We start from the raw sequence: 22,862 nt of genomic DNA, 5'->3' as shown, positions 1-22,862 counted from the left end.
CCCGCATGGACACGTCCCGCATCCGAAATTTCAGCATCATTGCCCACATCGACCATGGGAAATCCACCCTGGCCGACCGCATCCTCGAACTCACCGGCGTCATCACCGCCCGGGAGATGCGCGAGCAATACCTCGACCGCATGGACCTCGAGCGCGAACGCGGCATCACCATCAAGGCCCAGACCGTCCGCATTCCTTATAAAGCGGCCGACGGCAAGGACTACATCTTAAACCTCATCGACACCCCGGGCCACGTCGATTTTTCCTACGAGGTTTCCCGCAGCCTGGCCGCCTGCGAAGGCGCGCTGCTCGTCGTCGACGCCACCCAGGGCGTCGAGGCCCAGACGCTGGCCAACGTGTTCCTGGCCCTGGACAACGACCTGGAAATCATCCCGGTCCTCAATAAGATCGACTTGCCCAGCGCCGACCCCGAAGCCGTCAAAAAGGACATCGAGGAGGCCATCGGCATCCCCTGCGCCGACGCCGTGTCCGTCTCGGCCAAGACCGGGGCCAACGTCGGGGCCGTGCTCGAACAGATCATCGCTCGCATCCCGCCGCCCAAGGGCCAGGCCGACGCGCCGTTTCGGGCGCTGGTCGTCGATTCCTGGTACGATTCCTACCAGGGCGTGGTGGTGCTTTTTCGCGTCATGGAAGGCTCCGTCCGCCTGGGCCAGCGCATCCGCATGATGTCCACCGGGGCCGACTTCGAGGTCATCCGCCTGGGCGCGTTTTCCCCCGGCCCGGTCGACATCCCGTCCTTTGGCCCGGGCGAGGCCGGTTTCTTGTGCGCCAACATCAAGACCCTCACCGACGCCCGGGTGGGCGACACCGTGACCCTGGCCGAAAATCCCGCCGCCGAGGCCCTGCCGGGATTCAAAGAGGTCAAGCCCATGGTGTTCTGCGGCCTCTACCCCGTGGACGCCGCCGAGTACGAAGTCTTGAAAGGCGCGCTGGAAAAGCTGCGCCTAAACGACGCCGCCTTCACCTACGAGCCCGAGACCTCCCAGGCTCTGGGCTTCGGGTTCCGCTGCGGATTTCTGGGGCTGCTCCACATGGAGATCATCCAGGAACGCCTGGAACGCGAATTCGGAGCCAACCTCATCGCCACCGCCCCCTCGGTGGTCTACAAGGTCGAGACGCTCTCCGGCGCGGTCATCCCCGTGGACAACCCCAGCAAACTGCCCAAGACCCAGGAGATCGCCGCCCTCTACGAACCCTTCGCCCGCCTGGAGATCCATACCCCCAACGAGTACGTGGGCGGCGTGTTCAAACTGTGCGAGGAAAAGCGCGGCATCCAAAAGGACGTCCGCTACCTGACCGCCACCCGCGTCATCATCACCTACGAGCTGCCCTTTGCCGAGATCGTCTACGATTTCTTCGACCGCCTCAAATCCGCCACCCGCGGCTACGCTTCCCTCGACTACGAAATCGTGGACTATCGGGCCTCCGATCTGGTCAAGCTCGACATCATGATCAACGGCGATCCCGTGGATGCCCTGGCCGTCATCGTCCACCGCGAAAACGCCTACCACTACGGCCGGGCCCTGGCCCTGCGCCTCAAGCGGGTCATCCCCCGCCAGCTCTTCGAGGTCATCATCCAGGCCGCCATCGGCACCAAGATCATCGCCCGCGAGCGCAACGCCCCGGTCGGCAAGAACGTCATCGCCAAATGCTACGGCGGCGATATCACACGCAAACGCAAGCTCTTGGAAAAACAGAAAGAAGGCAAGAAGCGCATGAAGCGCATGGGCAACGTCGAACTGCCCCAGGAAGCCTTCCTCGCCGCGCTGCGGGCCGGGGACGATTAGTCCCGGCCCGTCCGCCTTTTCCGCGCGCGCCCTCGCGACGCGCCCCAACACCACCAAAAAGGAACCGCGCCCATGAATCCGAGATGGCAAAAAGTGCTCTTGGAATACCTGGAAGCCCTGGCTGTCGCCCTGATCCTGGCCTTCGTCATCCGCACCTTCGTGGTCCAGGCCTTCAAGATCCCGTCGGGGTCCATGCTCGACACCCTGCTCATCGGCGACCACCTGCTCGTCAACAAATTCCTCTACGGCACCCGCATCCCCTTCACCGACAAGGTGATCATGCCCGTGGAAGACCCGCAACGCGGCGACGTCATCGTCTTCGAGTTCCCCGAAGACACCTCCAAGGACTTCATCAAACGCATCATCGGCCTGCCCGGCGACGTGGTGGAAATGAAGGACAAGGCGCTTTTCCGCAACGGCGAAAAGCTCGTCGAACCCTACATCAAACACACCGACCCGAACGCCCAGCAGCGCCGCGACAACTTCGGCCCCATCACCGTGCCGGCCGGCAAATACTTCGTCCTTGGCGACAACCGCGACGAATCCTACGACTCCCGCTTCTGGGGCTTTGTCGACAAGGAAAAAATCCGCGGCAAGGCCTGGGTCATCTACTGGTCCTGGGACGGCCCCTCCGAAATCCGCTTCGACCGCATCGGCCGCATGGTGAAGTAGTACCAGAATAAGAGTGCCTCCGGCGGCCGGGGGCCTGAGGCCCCCGGACCCCCCACATGGGGAAAAGGGGGGAGGGGTGACCTTGGGCAACACGCCTGGGACGCAATCCATGAGAAAGAAAGGCCAGTGGCTTGGGCTGCTGGCCTTGACCGTTTTGCTGGCCGCCGGCTTTTCTGCCCTGGAGCTGCCGGCCGCCCTGCTGCTCGGCCCCATGGTCGCCGGCATCGCCGTGGCCCTTGGCGGCGCGTCCATCCGCCTGCCCGATACGCCCTTCGTCCTGGCCCAGGCCGTCGTCGGCTGCCTCATCGCCCGGGCCGCCTCGCCGGCCGTGCTGCCCGAATTCCTGAGCCACTGGCATCTGTTTTCCCTGGTCATCCTGGCCGGCATCGTGGCCAGCGCCGCCATGGGGCTGGTCCTGTGCCGCCTGCGCGTCATGCCCGGAACCACGGCCATCTGGGGCGCGTCCCCGGGCGGAGCCGCCGCCATGGTCGTCATGGCCGACGCCTGCGGGGCCGACGCCCGGCTCGTCGCCTTCATGCAATACCTGCGCGTGCTGTGCGTGGCCCTGGCCGCCACCGTGGTCGCCCGGGCGGCCGGCGGCAGCGCCCCGCCGCACCAGGCCACGGTCTGGCTGCCGCCGCTGACCGCCGGCCTGGCCCCGGCCCTGGGGCTCATCGGCCTTGGCGCACTGGCCGGCCTTTGTACGCGCCTGTCCGGCGGAGCCATGCTCGTCCCCATGTTCCTGGGCGCGGCCCTGCGCCTGACCGGACTCGTCGAAATCGACCTGCCGCCCTGGCTTCTCGCCGCCGCCTACGCCGCCATCGGCTGGCGGGTGGGCCTGGGGTTCACCCAAAAGGTCGCCCTCTACGCCGCCCGGGCCGTGCCGGCCATCCTCGTAGGCATCTTGGCGCTCATCGCCTTTTGCGGTGGGCTGTCCTGGCTTCTGGCCAAGACCACCGGCATGGACCCGCTGACCGCCTACCTGGCCGCCAGCCCCGGCGGCATGGACTCCGTGGCCGTCATCGCCGCCAGCTCGCCAGGCGTGGACTTCGCCGTGGTCATGACCATGCAGACCATGCGCTTCTTCCTGGTCGTGCTCCTGGCCCCGCCCATGGCCCGATTTCTGGCCGGCCGCGCCGAGGCGCGGGGGGGGGAGGAGAAGAAGGAAGAGGTGAAGGCGGAAGAGTGCCTCCGGCGGCCGGGGGCCTGAGGCCCCCGGACCCCCCGATAGGGGAAAAGGGGTAAAGGGAGGGATTAGGGGCGCAGTGGGTCTTTTTGGGAAGCCGTGGCGATGGCCTCGCCGAGGCAGTTGAGAAAGGCCGCTTCGGCCGGTCCGGGGGCGCGGCCGGCCAGCCGCATCACCGTCACCGCCGCCGTGAACCCCGGCTCGGCCCAGGGGATAAGCGCCAGTTCGCCGCCGGGCGACAAGGCCGCCGCCGCCAGCCTCGGAGCCAGCCCCATTCCCAGCCCCGCCGCCACGCAGCGCGCGAGTAGCGCCAGACTGCCGCATTCCGTCACCGAGGCCGGCACGGCTCCGGCCCGGTCCAGCCCCTGCTCCAGCCGTTCCCGAAATCCCCAGACCTGGGGCGTGACAAAGAGTTCGCGGCCATACAGGTCGGCCGGCCCGACGGCGTTTCGGCCGGCCAGAGCGTCCCCCGGCGGCGCGATGGCGACCAGCGGTTCGCGGTGGATCACCGTGGCCGCGATGCCCTCGGCGGCGTAGGGCTGGCCGAGGATGACGCCGCAGTCGACCACGCCGTGGCGCAGGTCCCGGGCCAATCCGGCCGCCGAACGCTGGGCCAGGATCAACCGCACCCCGGGATGGCGCGCCCGAAAAGCGGCCAGCACGGCCGGCAGCACGGCCAGTCCCAGGCTTTCCGACAGCCGCACCGTGAGTTGTGGCCCGTCCTCGCCGCCGCCCGTCAGCCGTTGCCGGGCCTCGGCTTCGAGATCCAGCAGCCGCCTGGCGTAGCCGACAAGCCGCCGGCCGTGTTCGGTGAGTGTGGCCCGGTTGCCGGTGCGCGAAAAAAGGGGCACGCCCACGGCCTCCTCCAGGGCCTTGATGCGGGCTGTGACGGCCGAAGGCGACAGGGACAGTTCCTCGGCCGCCCGGCGCAGCGACCCGGCCGAGGCCGCCGTCAGAAAGGCCTTGAGCTGCCAGGGGTCGAGCATGTGCATGTTTTTGAAACCTCGCGTGCCGAATTAGGCGTTTGCCAGGAAAAATAGACCGGATTAGGCTGGCGGGCAACGTTTGGGAATTTGCAACACGGCCCCAGCCGTGAACAGGAACGGAAACGGATCATGGCTTTGTCGCACCTCGTGCTGCTGTGGCTGGCCGCCTTTGCCGGCGGTTTCACCCAAGGCTTGGCCGGTTTCGGCTCGACCCTGGTGGCCTTGCCCATCCTGGCCCTCGTCCTTGATCTCAAGGTAGCGGTGCCGGTGTGCACCACCCTGGCCGTGACGCTCAACCTCGTCATGGTCGTCCGGCTGCGCGGCCATGTGCGGCGCGGCCTGCTCGTGCTGCTCATCGTCTCGTCCCTGCCGGCCATGCCGTTTGGGGCGTACATTTTGCGGGTCGTTTCCGGCGATTGGTTGAAGCTTGTGTTGGCTGCGGCGATTCTCGTCTTCGTGATCATGCAGGGTCGGCCCGGCGCGCAGGTGTCCACGGCCGGCCGGGGCCGGGGCTGGGGCGTGCTGGCCGGGCTGGTCGCCGGGGGCATGGGCGGGGCCATCGGCATCAACGGCCCGCCCATCGTGGCCTGGATGAGCCGGCTGGGGCTGCCCCGCGACGCCTTGCGGGCCACGCTGGTGTCCTATTTCTTCCTGGCCGGCTGCGGCGTGGTGACCTCCCAGGCCGCAGCGGGGCTGGTGACCAGGGCGGTGCTTGGCCGCACCGGGTTGGCCTTGCCGGCCTTGGCCGCCGGCATTTTCGTCGGCATGAAGCTGTGCGGCCGGGTGGGCGAAGCGGCTTTCCGCCGCATCATCCTGGCCATCCTGGCCTTCAACGCCGTCACGCTCCTGGCCCAGGGCCTCGCCGGCCTCCTCGGCCGTTGATCTCCCTACCGCCCCTCGTTGCACCCCCGTCATTTACTTAAACCCATTTGGGGGGTCCGGGGGCCTCAGGCCCCCGGCCGCCGGAGGCCTCTTCCTCTCCCCCTTGGCTTGGCTGGGCAAAACCGGTAGAGTGCGCGCCTTTGGCTTGCCTGACGGCCGCCTGTAATCGCGTAACCCTATGGCCGTTTCGGCCGTGTAGTCCTATATCCATGTTCGTCAGCATAAATCCGGCCACCAGCCAGCCTTTTGCCTCCTATGAGGCCCATGACGCCGCCGCCATGGCCGCGATTCTTGACGCCGGCCGGGCCGCCTGGCGGCTATGGCGCGACGTGCCGTTGGACGAGCGTTGCCGGGCGCTTGTGCGTCTGGCCGATCTTTTCGAGGCCCGGGTTCCGGAGCTGGCCCGGCTGGCCAGTTGGGAGATGGGCAAGCTCAGGCCCGAGGCCGAGGCCGAGGTGCGGCGTTGCGCCCGGGCGTGCCGGTTCTACGCCAAGATGGCCCCGCGCTGGCTGGCCGACGAGGCTGTGCCGTCCGAGACCGGGCGACGCCTGATCGTCTACGATCCGCTGGGCACGATCCTGGCCGTCATGCCCTGGAATTTCCCGTATTGGCAGGCGATCCGGGCCGTGGCTCCGCTTTTGGCCGTGGGCAACGCGGCGGCGATTAAGCCCGCGCCCAACGTCATGGGCTCGGCCCTGGCCCTGGAGGCGCTTTTCCCCGAGGCCGGTTTCCCGGCCGATCTGGTGCGGGTGTTGCGCCTGCCCGAGGGGCTGGTGGGCCAGGCCATTGCCCATCCGGCCGTGGCCGGGGTGACGCTGACCGGCTCGGCGGCGGCCGGCGCGGCCGTGGGGGCCTTGGCCGGGGCGGCGGTGAAAAAGGCCGTGATGGAGCTGGGCGGGGCCGACGCCTTTATTGTGCTGGCTGACGCCGTGTTGGACGACTGCTGCTCGGCGGCCGAGACGGCCCGGATGCGGGTGTGCGGCCAGGCCTGCATCGCGGCCAAGCGTTTCATTGTCGAGCGCCCGCTCTATGACGATTTCACCCGGCGGCTGGCCGAGCGTCTCGCCGCCCACCGGGCGGGCGACCCCGACGACCCGGCGGCCACGGTCGGTCCCCTGGCCCGGCTGGATCTGCTGGAAAATCTCGACCGGCAGGTGCGCGAGAGCTTGGCCGCCGGGGCGCGGCTGGTGGCCGGCGGCCATCGTCTGGACCGGCCGGGCTATTTCTACGCGCCAACACTTTTGGCCGACGTGCGGCCGGGGATGCCGGCCTTTGACGAAGAGCTTTTCGGCCCGGTGGCGGCGCTGATCGCGGCGGATGACGCCGAGGACGCCTTGGCCCTGGCCAATGCCTCGCCCTACGGCTTGGCCGGCAGCGTCTGGACGGCCGACGTGCCCCGGGGCCTGGCCCTGGCCCGGCGGCTGGAGGTGGGCATGGCCACGGTCAACGCCGTGCCGCGTTCGGATTTCCGGCTGCCCTTTGGCGGGGTCAAGCGTTCGGGCTACGGCCGGGAGCTGGCCCGGCACGGGCTTTTGGAATTTGCCAACATCAAGACCATCGTGGTGGAGGATTCATGAGCGAAGAGATTGTCCCGCAGGACATCGAGGCCCAGGTGGCGGCCATTGAAGCCGAGATGGCCGAACTGCTCGAGCGCAAGGCGGCGGCGGAAAAGCGCGCCCGGGATTTCATGGCCGCCGAGGACCACAAGGCCGGGGTCAGCCATGCCCAGGAGATTTTCGCGGCCAAGCAGGAAAAGCTCATGCTCGACACCGAGTGGGAGATCGCCCGGCGCAAGAAGAACCGCCTGCTCATGCCGCAGTAGCGGCGCGGTGTTGTGGGGAGCGCGTCCAGGCTATGCAAACTACTAGTCGAGAAGCCCAGGCCGGCAAAGCGACGCGCGTTGTCGCGGCAGCCGCGTCCGGGCTTCGCCCTGGGCCGGACCGGCGCGGCCGCCCAGGCTCCACCGCCGGCCCTCGCCCGGAAAGGGCAAGGGGCGGAGAGGGGACCGGGACAAGGATTTGTACCGCCCCATGAGGCGCGGCCCCGGCCATGGCCATCTCCGGGTGTCCCTTGCCTGCAGAAGCCGAAAGGGCATTGGCTAATATTCCTATTTTACATGGTTTTTTGACAACTGGCCGGCCGGGTACAAATTCCTGGCCCCCTTGTCCGGGACTTGGCGGCCGGGGTAAAAGTTTTTGCACCGCGCATAGCCCCGAAACGGCCTATTGCGGGCTGGGCTGCTTGAATAACTTTTTATTATGTATTGATTTTATTGGATAAAATTATTATATTCCGGCGTTGGCACGGCTGTTGCTATTAGAGAATCATCCTTCCTCCGAAAAGGACATTTCTGAAAGCGGCTCCGGGATGGCGACCTGGAGCCGCTTTCATTTGTTGGGGCCGAGTCGTTGGGCGGCTTGGGCAACAAAAAACGCCGTCTCGGCTTGGGACGGCGTTTTTTTGTGAGTCGGGCGCAGAGGCGCTATTTGGCCGGGAACTTGTTGCGGCAGGCGCGTTCCACGCCCCAGGCCTGTTCGTCGCGTTCGGCCGCGCCGGTGTTGGAGATGATGCAGTCCAGGGCGGCCTGGGTGAAGTCCTTGCACTCCGACGCCTTGGGATCTTGGTAGCGGCATTTGCAGGCCCGGCGCATGATCATGCCGCCGTCCTGGGAGAGGGCTTTTTTGGCGTAGAGCATGGCGCAGTCGGGATAGTTTTTGGGAGCAAACGATTGGGCCGCCGCTGGCAAGGCCGTCAACAGCATGAGGATAACAGCCGAAAACAAGCGAATCATCCGGTCTCTCCTTGTTGCAGTGGGCCGAGCTTGGCGCAAACGGGCAGGCGCGTCAACCAAGGGGGCGGGCTGGGCCTAGGAAGCCGGAGGGCGGGCCTCAATGGCAAAGAGGGCGTCTTGGGCCGGGGTTGCCTGCCGGGGCGGCGGCAGGGCGGCTTTAGCCCGTATGGCCGGGGCCGGCGGAAGATCGAGGGGCGCGGGCAGCGCGGCGTTGGCGAGGCCGGCGTCGGTGGCCGTCGGGGCCGTCTGGGCGGCCGGAGAGGGCGCGTCGGCAGCCGGCGGCGCAGGCTGGGGCACGGCGGGCGTTGGCGGCGGCGCAGTAGGCGCGGCCGGCACGGGGGCGGCTGGTTTGGCCGGGCGTTTGGCGGGCTTGGGTTTGGCCGGCAGCGTGGCGTCGGGAGCCGGCGTGGGCGACGGCGTTTCGGGCTGGTCCGGGGCGGCCGGAAGCGGGCTGCCCGGCGCGGGTGCTACGGGTTTGGGGCGCTTGGCCTTGGCCGCTGGGGCGGTTTCGCTGGCCGGGGGCGGGGCTACGGTCGACGGCGCAGCCGCTGCAGGCTGGTCTTGGGCAGCGGGTTGGGCCGGTTTCGTTGCCTTGGGCCGATGGCCATCGTCGCTGGTGGGCCGGGCCGAGTTGTCCGGTCCGGGCCGCCGGCCGGGCGCGTTGTCCCTGGCCGGATTGGCCGGCTGGGCCAGGCCCAGGCCCAGGGCCTTGGCCGCGGCGGCGTTGCCGGGATCAATGGACAGGGCGCGTTCGTAGGCCCGCTTGGCCTCGGCCGGCTTATCCGCCAGGGCGGCGGCCAGGCCTTCGTCCTCGGCCAGGCGCGACAGGAAAAATCGCGCCCCGGCCGCGTTCGGGTCCAGGCCAAGGGCTTGCCCCCAGGCGCTGGCGGCCAGATCGGCCTTGCCCTGGCGACGGTAGACCAGCCCCAAAAGCTCCAGGGCGGCCGTGTTGCGCGGTTCCAGTTCCAGGGCCGCCTCCAGCTCCAGCCGGGCGTTGGCCGGGGCGTCGAGGTTCCAATAGACCAGCCCGCAAAGCACGCGCACCAGAACATCGGCCGATTCGGCCTGCTGCACCTGGGCCAGGCCGGCCAACCCTTCGGCCGTACGCCCGGCTTGCAGGGCGCACAGGGCCAGCCCCAGCCGGCCGCGCAGGTTGCCGGGGTCGGCTTTCCCCATGGCGGCAAATCGGGCCTTGGCTGCTTCGGGCTGGCCGGCCAGCAGGTCAAGGCTGCCCAGGCTCCACAGGGCGAACAGGTCGTCGGCCCGGGCGGTCAGGGCATTGTCCAGTTCGGCCCGGGCGGCGCGGACGTCGCCGCCTCCGGCCAGGGCCAGGGCCAGCCGGGTGCGGGCGTAGGGATTGTCGGGATCGGCGGCCAGGATGGCGGCAAAGGTCTGGGCCGCCAGTTCGTAGCGGCCGCGCATGAGGGCCTCGGTGCCGAGAAACAGCCGGTCGTTGCCCGTAAACGCGCCCAGGCCTGCCGGGGCAAGGCTCAGGGCGGCCGCGAGGACCAGCATGGGCAGAAAGCGCATGTGCGGGGCTTGGCAAAGCCTCGGCTGCCTGTCAAGACCGGGTATGGCCGGCCGGGGCGGTTTGGTGTAGAGGACGAAACCGCCTTGCCCCGCCCCGGGGGCCGGGCCGCGCGAGGATCGCCATGCCGCAAAAGCTTTTTGCCATCGCCGGGCTTGTCCTGGCCGCCGCCCTGGCCGGGACGGGCTGCGTGCGCCAGGAAGCGCCGCGCCAGCCCGTGGCCACGTCCTATCCGTCGCCGGATTTTCCGCCGGCCCAAGGCGCGGCCGGCCCGGCCGCGTCGCCGCCGCCGGCCGCGGGCACGCCGCCCCTGGCCGAACGCCCTCTGGCCGCGCCGGTCGCCCGGCCGGCCGTTCCGGCGACAGCGTCCCCGGCCGCCGTTCCGGCGAGTCCGGCCGCCCTCTCGGCCATCGACGCCGATGGCAACGGCCGCATCACCCTGGAGGAATGGCGAAATTTCCAGGAACGCGAGTTCCGCCGCCTGGACCGCAACAACGACGGCGTCATCAGCCGCGAGGAAATGGCCGCGCCAAGCCCCTCCCGGACTGCCACGGCCCGACCCGCGCCCTGACCGGCCGCCTGCCGTCTCCCCTTGTCATCATCAAACCACCCAAGGAGCGCCGCCATGCCATCGCCCGTGATTCCCGTTCCCAAGGGATTTTCCTTTGCCACGGCCTCGGCCGCCTTCAAGTACACCACCGGCCGCGACGATCTGGCCCTTATCGTCAGCGATTCCCCGGCCGCCGCTGCCGGCGTTTTCACCCAGAACCTCTTCCAGGCCGCCCCGGTCACCGTGGCCAAGGCCCAGCTGGCCGCCTCCGGCGGCCATGCCCGGGCCATACTCATCAACGCCGGCCAGGCCAACGCCTGCACCGGCGCGGCCGGCATCGCCGACTGCCGCGAGACCCTGTCCCTGGTGGCCAAGGCCACCGACCTTTCCCCGGAGGAGATTCTGCCGGCCTCCACCGGCGTCATCGGGGCGCGGCTCAAAATGGACAAATGGAAGGCCGTGGTCCCCACCCTGGCCGAAAATCTCGGCCAGACCCCGGCCATGGCCGCGGCCAAGGCCATCATGACCACGGACAGCTTCCCCAAGATCGCCTGGGGGACGCTCACCACCGAATCCGGCGAAGTGCGCGTGCTCGGCATGGCCAAGGGAGCCGGCATGATCGCCCCCAACATGGCCACCATGATCGGGGTGCTTTTGTGCGACGCCAAGGTCGGTTCGCTGTGGTGGCAGGAGGCCGTGGCCGCCGCCGCCGACCGCAGCTTCAACAGCGTCACCGTGGACGGCGACACCTCCACCAACGACTGCGTCCTCGGGCTGGCCAACGGCGCCTCGGAAGTGGTCATTGACTCGGCTGAGGGCCGGCAGGCCCTGCTCGCCGTCATGGCCGAGGTCTGCCAGACGTTGGCGGCCATGCTCGTGCAGGACGCCGAGGGCGGCACCAAGGTGCTGCGCATCAAAGTCACGGGCGCTGCTTCCCCGGCCGAGGCCGAGCTGGCCGCCCGGGCCGTGGGCAATTCGCCCCTGGTCAAGACCGCCTTTTTCGGCCGCGACGCCAACTGGGGCCGCATCGTCTGCGCCATCGGCCGCTCGGGCGCGGTGTTTGATCCCGACGACGTGGCCGTGCGCATCGGCGGGGTGCCGGTCTTTGAGCAGGGGATGCCCGTGGCCGACGACCTCGACGCCTTGCTCGCCCCCCACATGCGCCGGGGCGAGATCCCCGTGGACATCGAACTGGGGGCCGGCCCGGGCCGCTACCTGCTTTTGGCCTCGGACCTGACCTACGACTACATCAAGATCAACGCCGACTACCGCACGTAGCCGCCTTGCCGCCCGCCCCGCCCCAAGGCGGGGCGGGCGTACCACGAGAAGCGCCCATGACGACGGACGACCACGCCACAGTGGACATGAGCGACCGGGAGCGGGCCACGCGCCTGGCCGACCTGGTCTTCGAGGCCGGGATGCTGCGCAAGACCCCGCGCACCGGCTACCAGTTTCTTGGCACCGGCTCGGAAAACGTGGCCGAGCACAGCTTTCGCACGGCCATGATCGGCTTCATGCTGGCCGGCCAGGCCGGGGCCGACCCCTACCGGACCATGGCCATGTGCCTGTTCCACGATTTGCACGAAGCCCGTACCGGCGACTTCAACTACGTCAACAAGCTGTACAACACTTGCGACTCCCGGCGCGCCCTGGCCGACGCCCTGGCCGGCACGGGGCTGACCGCCACGGTCATGCCGCTGCACGACGAGCTTGAAGCGGCCCAGACCCTGGAAGCGCAACTTGCCCAGGACGCCGACCAGATCGACCTCATCGCCAACTTGAAGGAAGAGCTTGATCTCGGCAACCGCTACGCCGCCGCCTGGATTGAGGCGGCCATGGCCCGGCTGCGCACCGACGCGGGCCGCGCCCTGGCCAGGACGTTGGCCGAAACCGATCATGCCGAATGGTGGTTCAACGGCCCGGACCGGCAATGGTGGAACCGCAAGAACGGGCACGCCCCCAAGGACTGACCATGCGCGCCGCCGTCATCTCCGACAGCCACCTCGCGCGGCCAAACGCCTTTTTCGAGGCCGTTTACGCCGAGTACCTCGCCCCGGCCGATTACCTGATCCACTGCGGCGACCACACCGGAGCGGCCCTGTGGAGCTACCTCATCCAGCATCCTGGCCACATCTCCGTTGCCGGCAACTGCGACGGCTTCGCCCTGGGCGGCGATCCGCCGGCCCTGGCCGAGCTGGTGCTGGAAGGCGTGCGCGTGGCGGCGGTCCACGGCTGGGGGCCGCGTCCCGGCCTCTCGGCCCGCATCGCCGAGGCCCTGACCGGCCGCTTCGACGTCATCTTCTTCGGCCATTCCCACGCCGCCGAGGATACGACCTACGGCGACACGCGGCTTATTAATCCCGGCGCGCTGACGCCCGGCGGGTCGCTGGCCCTGGTGGATTTCGACAAGAACGGCTGTGACGTCCGGTTCGTGTCCCTCTAGAGTCGCGTCCGGGCGTTGTGGGAGCGCGTCGCGTCAGGCCCGGCGTGTCTACGCTTTGACGGCAAAGCCCATGTAGGAAACCGAAAGGTCGTTGCCCTCCCTGAAGTCCAGTCTTTTCCCAAGCTCCTGAAAGGTCAGCAGTCCTTTTGCCCGTTGCCGCAGCCCCAGCCAGCAGGCGAGCGGGTTGCGGCTGGTGGCGATGCCGCGCTGTTCCCGGGGGTCAAGGTCGTGGCGTCGCAGCATGGCCGCGACTTCGGCGGGCTTGAGGAATTTGTCCCATACGTGGGCCTGGACCGGAACGCCGGCATCGAAGACGGTCGTGGAGGGCCAGTCCTGCATCAGTTTGATGACGGCAAACCAACTGCGCAGCGTCCGGTTGACGGTGTCGTAGAGGAGCAGGCCGCCGGGCTTGAGCACCCGGGCCATCTCCGCGATCACGGCCGCCGGTTCGTCCACATGCTCCAGCACATCGCAGCAGGCGACGGCGTCGAAGGCTTCGTCGACAAACGGCAGGGCCTCTCCGCGCCCAACGCGGTAGACGATGTCGAACCCTGCCTCGGCGGCATGGGTCCGGGCCGTTGCCACGGATTCCGGCGCGGGGTCGACGCCGGTCACCCGCAGTCCCATCCGGGCGAATTCCTCGGCCAAAAGCCCGCCGCCGCAGCCGACGTCCAGCATCGTGGCCCCAGTCTTCCCCAGCAGGCCTTCCTGCCGCAGCACCCGGGCAAAGTAGTTCGCCCGGGGCGGATTGATGAAAAAACGGATGGTGCTGTACGGGCCGGCGTCGTCATCCCACCAGGCATGGCCCAGGCGGCGGTACAGGTCGTTGTCCACGGTGTTCATGTCAGGCTCCGACCAGAAAGCCGTGGGCGGCAAAGAGCGTCGCCAGGAGCATGACGAGTCCAACCAGCAGAGCCTCGGTCCCAAGACCCGCCGCACTCGCGCCCATGGCCCGTATCTGGCCCAGCAAGGGGCGTCGATTGAGCCAGGCATGGCCCACGGCGGACGCCACGAACAGGAGGCCAAGGGCGTTGTGGGCGGCCATCCAACCATGCCGCTCGGGCGTCAGTGAAGCAAATCCCAGGTAATGATTGGCGATGCCGGTCACGGGAAGTCCGAGTCCGGCGAGAATGAGCATCAGGTTCACGAAAGCGCGCGCATTAAACGGCCTTGTCCGATGACGCATGGTGTTCTCCTTGGGGTATCGGTTTGCGACGGCGGCTGGGGACTTGCCTGGCCAGGAGCGCCGGACAGCGGCGTGGCCGGCAGGACCGGCTCACAACGCTTTGTCGTTGGGAAACGCGTCCAGGAAATCGCGCAGCTGCGTCAAAACCTCCACGGCCGTACGGACGTTGTCCGGGCCGACGGCTGCGGCAAAAGCCTTTTCAAGGGCATGGCTGCGTTCATGCAACGCCATGAACAGCTGCATTCCCTGGGGTGACAGGCGCAGCCAACTGCGCCGGCCGTCCTGTGGGTCATCGCAGCGCTCCACAAGTCCTTGCGCCTCCAGCTCCTTGATCTGGCGCGTCACGGCAGCGGCATTGACGCCCAGGTTGCGGGCGAGATCCATGATGCCGACCGGTTCGCTGGCCGTGGCAAGAAGGCGCATCAAGGCGACGCGCGCGGCTGGCTGGCCGATTTTTCGCGAAAAACCGGTGACGAGCATCTGATGGGTTCGAATAATTTCCCGCAGCAGGTGCGGTTCGTTGCCCTTGTGGCCGAGGTGTGCGGGGGGTGGCGTGGTTTGCGACATGGAGGCACTATAACCATATAGTTGATCATGTCAATGACCTGGTCAAGTATATAGGCCTCGCAAAGCAAAGGGCGAGGCCAGGACGGATTGTCCTGGCCTCGTCGGCTTAAATGCGCACCTTGATGACGGCCAGCAGGTCGTTGACGTAGCCGTCGCCGCGTTTGTACTCGCGGTAGCCGCAGGCGTGGGCGCAGCCCACGGCGTAGAGCCGGTCGCCCTCGGCCACCAGATGGGAGGCGAGCTGGCCGCAGGCCAGGTCGCAAAACACCCCGGCCAGGTCGACCACGTCGCCCGGGGCGTGCTCCGGGTTGGTCGAGGCCACGACGCGGCCGCTCGTTTCCACGAACATCCCTTCCGACCCTTCCAGAATGTCCCCCGAGCCGTCCCGGGGCAGGCAGTCGTTTAACATGGACAAGAACTGCGGCTCGCTGTCAAAGACGATGCCGATGCCGCCGATGGTCGCGCCGGGACTGGTCAGCGAGGTGATCGGCGCGCTGTAGATGTAGGTCGAGCGGGGTTGGCCGCCGGCCTCGTAGAGATCGGTGGCCTCGAAATCCGAGACGCGGTAGAGTTGGGAATCGGCGATGGCCAGGGTCTCGGAGACGTAGCGGGCCGAGACGATCCGGCCTTCCTGGCGGTGCTCGTCGGGGTTGGAGCAGGCCAGGATCCGACCTTCGCGGTCGTAGACGAAGAGGTTGGTGTACACGGTGTAGAGGCTGTTGATGTAGGCCAGGATCTCGCGCATCCGGGCCCGGTCGGCCTCGGCCAGGCGGGGTTTGTCGAGGAAGCGGCGGAAATCCGAGGTCAGGGCCCACCAGCGGCAGTCGTTGGCCCGCTCGTAGAGGTTGCGGTCCATGATGTCGATGGCCAGGGCGGCCAGGAACTGCACGTCGTGCAGGCGCGAGGCCGTGACCAGCTTGAGCAGGCCGCCGGTGGATTCCTGGAAGACGTGCTGCACCTGGTCGCCGATCTTTTTGACCTCGTTGAGGACATGGGGCAGGGCTTGGGCCTCCACGCGCTCGGACGGGTCGGCCTGGACGGATTTTTTGGCGGCCATGATCTCGCCGTTTTGCACCACCAGTTCCAGGTCGGACAGGACGTTTTCCGAGGCTTCCTCCACCTGCACCAGCCGGCCGGAGAAAATGGCGTTTTGGCGGATGGCCGCCTCGTCGAACCGATGCCCGTTCACGCCGTTGCGAAAGGCCGTGGCCACCCGTTTTTGCACGTGGCCGTACCAGGGCAGGCCGAAAAAGCCCTGGTAGCCCTTGGTCGGCAGGGTCTTGGCCAGATAGGGTTCGCCGACCAGCTGGGTCATATGGAAATCGTCGCGCAGGGCCAGGGGATAGGCGCGTCCGGCCGGGGCGCGGACCGGGTCGCTGGTGGCGATGGCCCGGCCGTCGCCGTCCAGGATTTCGATGATCATGTCGTCGGAGGAGCGCTTCAAGCTCTCGAAGATGCCTTCCATCTCGCCGACGAAGTCAAAAAGCAGGGTCAGCACGCCGATGGGTGCGCCGGTGTCGGGCTGGCGGATGGCCTGGGAATAGGCCAGCACGTCGCCGCGCCCCGGGGCCAGGTCGGTTTCCCGGTAGGTCTCCACGTACTCGCGGCAGCCCATGGCCTCGGCCAGCAGGGGGTCGGCGCTGCGGGTCAGGGGATTGTCCCGGTCGAGGTGGGCGCGCACGACGCCGTCCGTGTCCATGACCACGATTTCCCAGTAGACGGTGTACTTGTTGCGGTATTCGAGCAGGCGCTCCTCGATGATTTCGACGGCGTCGCGGGAGAAGTCGCCGGCCAGAAGGAAGCGCACGATGTCGTCGTCGGTGGCCAGAAACCCGACGTCGGCGGTGCGCTCGAACAGGTTGCGCTTGAGGATGTCGATGGCCACCTGGGCCACGGCCGCGATTTCCAGGACCACCTTCTGGGTGTTTTCCAGCACCAACGTGTCCACCAGGTTTTTTTGCAGGGCGGCAAAATTGTCCTGGGTGGTGATGATGAAGTCGATAAGCGTCTGGGCGATGCGGCTGCAATTGATCTTGCCGGTCAAGGTGGCCCGGGTCCACTGGCGGTCGAGACGCCCCAGCACGTTTTGGCAGTCGCCGACCGAGGCCATGGCCCGAAGCAGGGTCTGTTCGTGGCGCGTAACGAGTTCCCTGTCCATGAGAACCTCCCTGGGCGTGGTGGCCGTCGCTCGCCGGCCCAAACGTCTTAGGGCGGGCGACGGAGGCTGTCCGGTCCGGCACGACACAACCATGCCCGGGCAGGAACATGCCTGACGAGTGAATTCCGGTTTTGTGAAAAAACCGCGTTTGCGACGGCCGACGCGCCAACGAAAGCCGCGTCGGAAACCGTCTGACTTGAGGTGCGAAACACGCAGAGGAGGGGGCCGTTGCGCCAAAAAAGTCTCGTTTGCCGCTCCCGCAACCGAAAAAATGACTTTTTTGCGCCTCGACAGGGCGAGAAAAGCACCTCTCGACAAAAAAGTCAACGTCTGCGATGGAAGTCCCGGGCCGACGCCCTGGAATAGGGCTGTTGTGGTCGCAATGGTTACGGTTATGCGACAAATCGTGTTGCGCCCTCACAGGCAGGCATGGCGGGCGGAGACGTGGCGGCGTTTCACCTGAGGCTGGAGCAGGAATGTTGCGCGGCCTTAGTTCATCCTTGCGATGGAATCGTCACCTGGGGTATGTTGGTATAAGGCCTCTCTAGAGTCTGGGGCTCCGGCGAGCAAGTGCAATATCGGCAATGCAGTAGTTGAATGTCGAAGGTGGCGTCAAGGCGGCCAGCGGGAATCTGGGTCATGACAAAGGATGGGACTATGCGATCCATAAAATTCAAGATCATGTTGCAACTTGTTCTGGTCATTTCCATTCCCACGACCATTGTATTGGGAATCATTTTCAATACCATCTATGACGACACCGTGGCCCTGCACGTCGCCTCCATCCGCAAGGAAATCGGCCAGTTGGAAAACGCCATGACCATCTTCATGGAGCAGTCCAAGCAAAACGTCACCTTCCTGGCCGGCGATCCCTTGCTGCCCCAAGCCGACGCCACCCTGACCTCCTACGCCGCCACCACGGCCAAGACCAAATCCGTGCCCCGGCCAGACGACCGCCTCGGCCAGGACATCACGGCCCTTTTCGCCCGGGTCCAGGCCACCCATCCGGCCTATGTGGAAGTGTTTTTCGGTTCCGCCGACGGCGGCTTCGTCTCCAGCGTGGCCGGCGAGATGCCGGCCGGCTACGATCCGCGAAAGCGCCCCTGGTATCAGGAGGCCATGCAGACGCCGGATCGGACCATTATTTCCAAGGCCTACATGTCCACCACTGGCGAGGCCGTGGTCAGCGTCACCAAGGTGGTTTCGGATAAAGGCAAGCTGGTCGGGGCCGTGGGCGTCGACATCTCCCTTGGGGTGCTGACCAAGATCGTCAAGGACATCCGCATCGCCAAGACCGGCTACGTGGTCTTTGTCCAGGGCGACGGCGTGGTCATCTCCGACCCCAGCGACGACAAGCGCAATTTCAAAAAGCTCGCGGAGATCGGCGTGCCGGCCATGGAGCGGGCCTTTGCCGGGCCCGACGGCCATCAACTCCTGGACATGGGCGGCAAGCGGTATTTGGTCCAGACGTCCACGGTCTCCGGCCTGGGCTGGAAGTTTCTGACCTTCGTGGACTACGAGGAACTCGTCGGCCCCATGAAGAGCCTCATGTGGAAGGCGGCCGGCGGCTTCGTCCTCATCCTGGCCGCCATCTGCGGCATTTTGCACTACTTCCTGCACACGGCCATCTTCCGGGCCCTGGGCCGCATTATCGGCCACCTCAAGGACATCGCCCGGGGCAATTACACGGCCCGGCTGACGAACACCCGGCGCGACGAAGTGGGGCAGGTCTACGAGGCCCTCAACCAGACCTCGGCTACACTGGAGGCCAACATGGCCGAGATCGAGGCCAAGACCGCCGAGGCGCAACACAAGGCCAGGCAAGCCGAAGAGGCCGCCGCGCGGGCCGAGGAAGCCACGGCCAAAGCCGAAGCCGCCCGGGTGGAAGGGATGCTCCACGCCGCCGACAGCCTCAAGGGCGTGGTCGGCATCGTCTCCACCGCCTCGGCCGAACTGTCGGCCCAGATCGGCGAATCGACCGCCGGGGCCGAGCACCAGTCCGGACGCATCAACGAAACGGCCACGGCCGTGGAGGAGATGACCGCCTCGGTGCTGGAGATCGCCCGCAACGCCGAAGTCACGGCCCGGCTGGCCGAGCAGTCCAAGGCGGCGGCTTCCGAGGGCGGCCGCCAGATGGAGCGGGTCAAGGCCGATGTCCACGGCATCAGCACGGGCTTTCAGGAAGTCTATGATTCGGTGTCGGATTTGAGCCGCAAGGCCGACGGCATCGGCTCCATTGCCCAGACCATCGAGGACATCGCCGACCAGACCAATTTACTGGCCCTTAACGCCGCCATCGAGGCGGCCCGGGCCGGCGACGCCGGGCGCGGCTTTGCCGTGGTGGCCGACGAGGTCAGAAAACTGGCCGAAAAGACCATGACCGCCACCAAGGAAGTGGGCGAAGCCGTGGCCGGCATCCAGCGCGGCGTTGGCGGCACGCTTTCGGGCATGGACCGGGCGCGCCAGATCATCGAGCAGTCCCTTGGCCGCACCGACGAGGCGGCCAAGGGCTTGGCCGCCATGCTCGACCAGTTCGCCCAGTCCTCGGATCAGGTGCGGGCCATCGCCACGGCGGCCGAAGAGCAGTCTTCGGCCACCGAGGAGATCAACCGGCACATCGAGGAAATAAACGGCATCGCCTCCGAGACCGTGGGAGCCATGCGCGAGGCGGCCCGGGCCGTGGCCGAGCTGGCCGAACAGGCCGTGGTGCTCAAAAAGCTCATTGATTCCCTGGAGTCCCAAAGCGCCGCCGTCCGGCAACTGCCGGGCTAGGCGCCGTTCGCCAAAACATGTCTCTGACATTGTAAATAAAAGCAATAATTACGACATGTCGCTGCGTTGGCTGAGGTCAGGGCATTTCCTGAACAGAACACGAAGTTGCGGCGAGGCAGCCCCGGCCCCAGCCAAAGGGCCGGGGCTGCGACATTCGGGTCGGGGCCGTCCGGCACACTGCCGGAACATGCCACCGGGCACGGAACTAGTTGCCAGTCGGCAGGAATTTTCCTATCCGTTACATGTAACAGTCAGGCTGCCCGCCGCATGGGCTGAGGCGGTGGCGTATACGTGAGCCGCATGTTTCCAGTCGTTTCGGGAAATGGAATAATGCCAATATGTCCATGAAATTGCATGGGAGAGGCCGCAATGACAACCATCCGTTCACTGCCGCTTGTGATGCCTTGTCGCTCCCCCCAAACGCGACGCTTGACGCCAGCGATCCGGGCAAAGCAGCCATGGCGCTTGTTCATGAGGATAAACACGGGCATTGTTATTGCCGCAATGTTGTTGTGCGGGTGGCCGCTCGTCGCCCACGCGTTGAATATCTATTTCGACACGAGCGCCTACAGACAAAACGTCTGGATTGTCATCAAGGGGCCGTTTACAGGCTCCTACAACGGAACGAATTACAATCTGGCCGCCAACGCCAATTCTGCCGGCATCGCGCTGGTCGGGGACAGCGTCCCGCTTGTGGTCACCACCGCCAACAGTTCGGCCATATTTGTGTGCTATGACAATCCGTCGAGTTTTCCGTCCTCCGGAGAACCCTACTATTTCACCTCGCCCCTCCGGTACCAGCCCTTTGAACTGACCATGACCGGCAGCGACAGCGACAACGGCAACCTGACGGCCATCAACTACTTCACCGCGCCTCTTGGCATCGCCAGCTACCAGAACGACCCCATCGCCCAGCCCGGCCAGACGCCTCTGCAACGCATCGGCTGGAAGGCCGGGACAGGCGTCATCGCTTCCTGGTTCAGCTCGCCTGCCATCAATACGTCCAACGCGGTCGTCAAGGTGAACGGGCAAATCATCCGTTATATCGGCCCAAGCTCCTACGATCCCAACAATGCCTCTTTGCCCAATCCCTGGCCGTCTTTTCTTCCCTACACCCAGGCCATCCACAGCGCCTCCACCACCTTCAATCTCAACAACAGCGTCCAATACAACCTCAGTAACGGCACCAACGTCTTTCACCTGAACCTGACCGCCTCGGCCGGGGCAGACGGCTCCCTTTCCGCTACCGGTTCCATTACCGTAAGCATCCTGAACAGCCAGGCCGCCCCGATCGTCTATTCCAACGTCGCCGTCTCCGTGCCGGCAACCGCTCCCGCCAGCTTCAACGCCGTCATCTACGGCGGCAACAACATCGATTACACCGGCTCCCCGCCCTACCCGGACCACGCCCTGGGCTACGCCACGATCACCGGCGTGACCGATTTCAGGACCTATGTCGGGAACAATTATTCGACCCAGTCCGGCGATCCGTATATGCCCTATACCCAGTTCATGGACTTCATCTTCGGCGAATTGGCCACAAGCCTCCTGGGCGGTTTTGTGCTGAGCCCCTACGGCTCTCAGCCAAGCTCCGACTGGTGGACGCTCGGAAAGGCGTTCTCGCTGGTCCAGTCCAACCCGAACTATTACAACAAGTACGCCAACGTCGTGTACACCTTGTCCAATAATGAAGTTTACAGCACCTCCTACACGGACAGGTTCGGCAAGGTGTCCATCAACAGCGTGAAGTACGGCGGTGCTTCGGTTAATTCCTGGGTCGTCGGCATCGGCGCGCCGTTGCCGGCCAGCCTGGCGACCGCGCCGCAAAACCTGCTGCTGCTCGACCAGAACTGATCGCGCCGCCGGCCCTGTTTCCCAGGAGGCCCAGGCCGTCAGGCAACAGTCCGTCCGGCCGGGGCGGCGCTGGGGCACTCCGCGGCCCCGGCGCGCCGGGCCGGGCAGACGTAAACAAGGACGCCCATGCCCCGTCTTTTTGTCGGCATCGGCCTGCCGCCGGCTCACCAGGCCGTGGCGGCCGGACTTGTCGCGCGCCTGCGGCCGCTGGCCTGCGGCCCGGCCACCTGGACCCGGCCGGACAATGCCCATCTGACGCTCAAGTTCCTGGGCGAGACCGATGCCGCCCGGCTGCCGGACATCACTGCGGCCCTTGGCCGGGTAGCCTTTGCGCCGTTTCCCCTGGCCGTGGCCGGCGGCGGGTTTTTCCCGTCCCCGTCCCGGCCCCGGGTGGTATGGGCCGGGCTGGCCGAAGGGGCCGACTCTTGCCGGACCCTGGCCGCCGCCGTGGACGCGGCCCTGGCCCGGATCGGCTTCGCCGTCGAAGCCCGGCCCTTTGCCGCCCATTTGACCCTGGGGCGGCTTCGCGACGCTTCGCGCGGGTGCGATGTCCGGGGGATGCTGGCCGTGCTGGGCGAAACCGTCTGGCCGCCGGCGACGGTGGAGGCGTTGACGCTCTACGAATCGACCCTCGGTCCCCAGGGGCCGCGCTATGTCGCGTTGGCCCGCTTTGCCGGGCAGGAAGCCTAGTCTTGCCAGATGGCCGGCTACGGGCCGCCTTTTCGCCGATCTCGCTGCTCTGCTGTTGCCTTTCGTGCGGACCAAAGCCCTGTCGGTCCTCTTATCGGGCCGGAGGCCGCAAAAAAACCGCCCGCGCGGGACGCCGCGGGCGGTTTCGGAACAGTCCTGCGGACGCCGGGCGCGTCCGGGCCGGGACAACTACACGAGGTAGTCGCCCCGATTGAATTTGAACTTCTCGGTAACGGTCATGACTTCCATTTCGTTGACCAGGGAACCGAGGCCGGGGCTTAGGCCTTCGGGCAGATCTTCCTTGAGCTGCCGGACGCCGTTTTCGATGTTTTCCAGGACGCCGTACGCCTGCTTGAGGGAATCGCCGCCGCTGTGGGCGGCCAGCGTGTCGGCGTAATCCTCCCACTTGGCCAGCAAGGTGTCCATGTTGTTCATAACCGCGCGCTCTTGTTCGGTGATGTCCGCCACGGCGTCGGTTTCTTCGACGCCCTGAAGGCTGGCGAGGTCGATTCCGGCCAGGCTCGACAGCGGCGGCGCAGCCAGTCCCGTGGACTGCGTCCCGCCGGCCGAACCGGTTTCCTTGGCCAGGATGGCGGCGAAGGCGTCCGAACTCTCCCGGGTCCCCGTGGACTGTTCCGTGGTCTGCCGCAGGGCGGTCAGTTGGTCGGTCTGGATCTTCATCGGCCTTCCCCCCCGTTGACGTTTGCCAGTTACAAGCAAAAAACCTGCCAGAGAGGTCTTTTGGGCTAACGCGCCGGATTTTCAGTCAAAGTAAATTTTATGGGCGGC

General features: G+C 66.6%; 21 protein-coding genes. 13 read left to right on the top strand and 8 right to left on the bottom strand.

The genetic code is table 11. The features are described from left to right. Positions 1–5 precede the first annotated feature (5 nt). From lepA to DMR_RS18535, 3 genes are all read left to right on the top strand, one after another. A complete protein-coding gene (gene lepA, locus DMR_RS18545; protein ID WP_015862577.1) occupies positions 6–1,808 on the top strand; it encodes a translation elongation factor 4 in 1,803 nt (600 codons plus the stop codon). Between the two features lie 72 nt (positions 1,809–1,880). Beyond that, entirely contained in the window at positions 1,881–2,480 is a 600-nt protein-coding gene (gene lepB / locus DMR_RS18540) for a signal peptidase I (RefSeq protein ID WP_015862576.1), read from the top strand. A gap of 109 nt (positions 2,481–2,589) precedes the next feature. Continuing rightward, the gene (locus tag DMR_RS18535; RefSeq protein WP_015862575.1) at positions 2,590–3,690 is read left to right on the top strand and encodes an AbrB family transcriptional regulator; all 1,101 of its coding nucleotides are present in this window, start codon (positions 2,590–2,592) and stop codon (positions 3,688–3,690) included. 44 nt (positions 3,691–3,734) lie between these two features. Here the strand turns inward: DMR_RS18535 and DMR_RS18530 are convergent, their stop codons facing one another. Continuing rightward, positions 3,735–4,658 carry a LysR family transcriptional regulator gene (locus DMR_RS18530; RefSeq protein WP_015862574.1) on the bottom strand — a complete coding sequence of 308 codons (924 nt, stop codon included), beginning with the start codon at positions 4,656–4,658 and terminating at the stop codon, positions 3,735–3,737. 123 nt (positions 4,659–4,781) lie between these two features. Between DMR_RS18530 and DMR_RS18525 the strand changes: the two genes are divergently transcribed. From DMR_RS18525 to DMR_RS18515, 3 genes are all read left to right on the top strand, one after another. After that, on the top strand, positions 4,782–5,534 hold the full coding sequence (locus DMR_RS18525; RefSeq protein WP_015862573.1) for a sulfite exporter TauE/SafE family protein: 753 nt from the start codon (positions 4,782–4,784) through the stop codon (positions 5,532–5,534). 209 nt (positions 5,535–5,743) lie between these two features. After that, on the top strand, positions 5,744–7,111 hold the full coding sequence (locus DMR_RS18520) for an aldehyde dehydrogenase family protein (protein ID WP_043601099.1): 1,368 nt from the start codon (positions 5,744–5,746) through the stop codon (positions 7,109–7,111). Then, on the top strand, positions 7,108–7,356 hold the full coding sequence (locus DMR_RS18515) for a hypothetical protein (protein ID WP_015862571.1): 249 nt from the start codon (positions 7,108–7,110) through the stop codon (positions 7,354–7,356). Before DMR_RS18520 ends, DMR_RS18515 begins: the two co-directional genes overlap by 4 nt. 660 nt (positions 7,357–8,016) lie before the next feature. Here DMR_RS18515 and DMR_RS18510 read toward each other — a convergent pair. Both DMR_RS18510 and DMR_RS18505 read right to left on the bottom strand, forming a co-directional pair. Next, positions 8,017–8,325, bottom strand: coding sequence for a hypothetical protein (locus tag DMR_RS18510; protein WP_015862570.1), 309 nt, complete (start codon positions 8,323–8,325; stop codon positions 8,017–8,019). A 75-nt stretch (positions 8,326–8,400) separates the two neighbouring features. Further along, a complete protein-coding gene (locus tag DMR_RS18505; protein WP_015862569.1) occupies positions 8,401–9,855 on the bottom strand; it encodes a tetratricopeptide repeat protein in 1,455 nt (484 codons plus the stop codon). A gap of 122 nt (positions 9,856–9,977) precedes the next feature. On the opposite strand from DMR_RS18505, the gene DMR_RS18500 reads away from it, so the two are divergent. The 4 genes from DMR_RS18500 to DMR_RS18485 are packed head-to-tail and all read left to right on the top strand — an operon-like array spanning position 9,978 to position 12,846. After that, positions 9,978–10,424 carry an EF-hand domain-containing protein gene (locus tag DMR_RS18500; RefSeq protein ID WP_015862568.1) on the top strand — a complete coding sequence of 149 codons (447 nt, stop codon included), beginning with the start codon at positions 9,978–9,980 and terminating at the stop codon, positions 10,422–10,424. A gap of 54 nt (positions 10,425–10,478) precedes the next feature. After that, positions 10,479–11,681: a bifunctional glutamate N-acetyltransferase/amino-acid acetyltransferase ArgJ gene (gene argJ, locus DMR_RS18495; RefSeq protein ID WP_015862567.1), complete on the top strand. Its 1,203-nt coding sequence runs from the start codon at positions 10,479–10,481 to the stop codon at positions 11,679–11,681. Positions 11,682–11,737: 56 nt separating this feature from the next. Further along, on the top strand, positions 11,738–12,373 hold the full coding sequence (locus DMR_RS18490) for an HD domain-containing protein (RefSeq protein WP_015862566.1): 636 nt from the start codon (positions 11,738–11,740) through the stop codon (positions 12,371–12,373). A 2-nt stretch (positions 12,374–12,375) separates the two neighbouring features. Beyond that, entirely contained in the window at positions 12,376–12,846 is a 471-nt protein-coding gene (locus DMR_RS18485; protein WP_015862565.1) for a metallophosphoesterase family protein, read from the top strand. A gap of 48 nt (positions 12,847–12,894) precedes the next feature. Here the strand turns inward: DMR_RS18485 and ubiG are convergent, their stop codons facing one another. The 4 genes from ubiG to DMR_RS18465 form a co-directional block, all read right to left on the bottom strand. Next, positions 12,895–13,689 carry a bifunctional 2-polyprenyl-6-hydroxyphenol methylase/3-demethylubiquinol 3-O-methyltransferase UbiG gene (ubiG, locus tag DMR_RS18480; protein ID WP_015862564.1) on the bottom strand — a complete coding sequence of 265 codons (795 nt, stop codon included), beginning with the start codon at positions 13,687–13,689 and terminating at the stop codon, positions 12,895–12,897. A gap of 1 nt (position 13,690) precedes the next feature. Then, positions 13,691–14,032, bottom strand: coding sequence for a DUF4405 domain-containing protein (locus DMR_RS18475; RefSeq protein ID WP_015862563.1), 342 nt, complete (start codon positions 14,030–14,032; stop codon positions 13,691–13,693). Between the two features lie 90 nt (positions 14,033–14,122). After that, positions 14,123–14,599 carry a MarR family winged helix-turn-helix transcriptional regulator gene (locus DMR_RS18470; RefSeq protein WP_015862562.1) on the bottom strand — a complete coding sequence of 159 codons (477 nt, stop codon included), beginning with the start codon at positions 14,597–14,599 and terminating at the stop codon, positions 14,123–14,125. A 106-nt stretch (positions 14,600–14,705) separates the two neighbouring features. Continuing rightward, positions 14,706–16,757: a cache domain-containing protein gene (locus DMR_RS18465; protein ID WP_015862561.1), complete on the bottom strand. Its 2,052-nt coding sequence runs from the start codon at positions 16,755–16,757 to the stop codon at positions 14,706–14,708. Positions 16,758–17,414: 657 nt separating this feature from the next. Here DMR_RS18465 and DMR_RS18460 point away from each other — a divergent pair. The 3 genes from DMR_RS18460 to thpR all read left to right on the top strand — a co-directional run bounded on the left by DMR_RS18460 (position 17,415) and on the right by thpR (position 22,073). Further along, positions 17,415–19,529, top strand: a complete 2,115-nt coding sequence (locus tag DMR_RS18460) for a methyl-accepting chemotaxis protein (protein ID WP_015862560.1) — start codon at positions 17,415–17,417, stop codon at positions 19,527–19,529. 369 nt (positions 19,530–19,898) lie between these two features. Further along, entirely contained in the window at positions 19,899–21,383 is a 1,485-nt protein-coding gene (locus tag DMR_RS18455) for a hypothetical protein (RefSeq protein ID WP_232502833.1), read from the top strand. 126 nt (positions 21,384–21,509) lie between these two features. Continuing rightward, positions 21,510–22,073, top strand: a complete 564-nt coding sequence (gene thpR, locus DMR_RS18450) for an RNA 2',3'-cyclic phosphodiesterase (protein WP_015862558.1) — start codon at positions 21,510–21,512, stop codon at positions 22,071–22,073. A gap of 189 nt (positions 22,074–22,262) precedes the next feature. Here the strand turns inward: thpR and DMR_RS18445 are convergent, their stop codons facing one another. Then, on the bottom strand, positions 22,263–22,754 hold the full coding sequence (locus DMR_RS18445) for a hypothetical protein (RefSeq protein WP_015862557.1): 492 nt from the start codon (positions 22,752–22,754) through the stop codon (positions 22,263–22,265). Between the last annotated feature and the right edge of the window lie 108 nt (positions 22,755–22,862).

The organism is Solidesulfovibrio magneticus RS-1 (assembly GCF_000010665.1).
GTDB classification, from domain to species: Bacteria; Desulfobacterota; Desulfovibrionia; order Desulfovibrionales; family Desulfovibrionaceae; genus Solidesulfovibrio; species Solidesulfovibrio magneticus.
The sequence above is the reverse complement of the archived record's forward strand: the minus strand, read 5'-3'. Positions and strand labels throughout refer to the sequence as shown.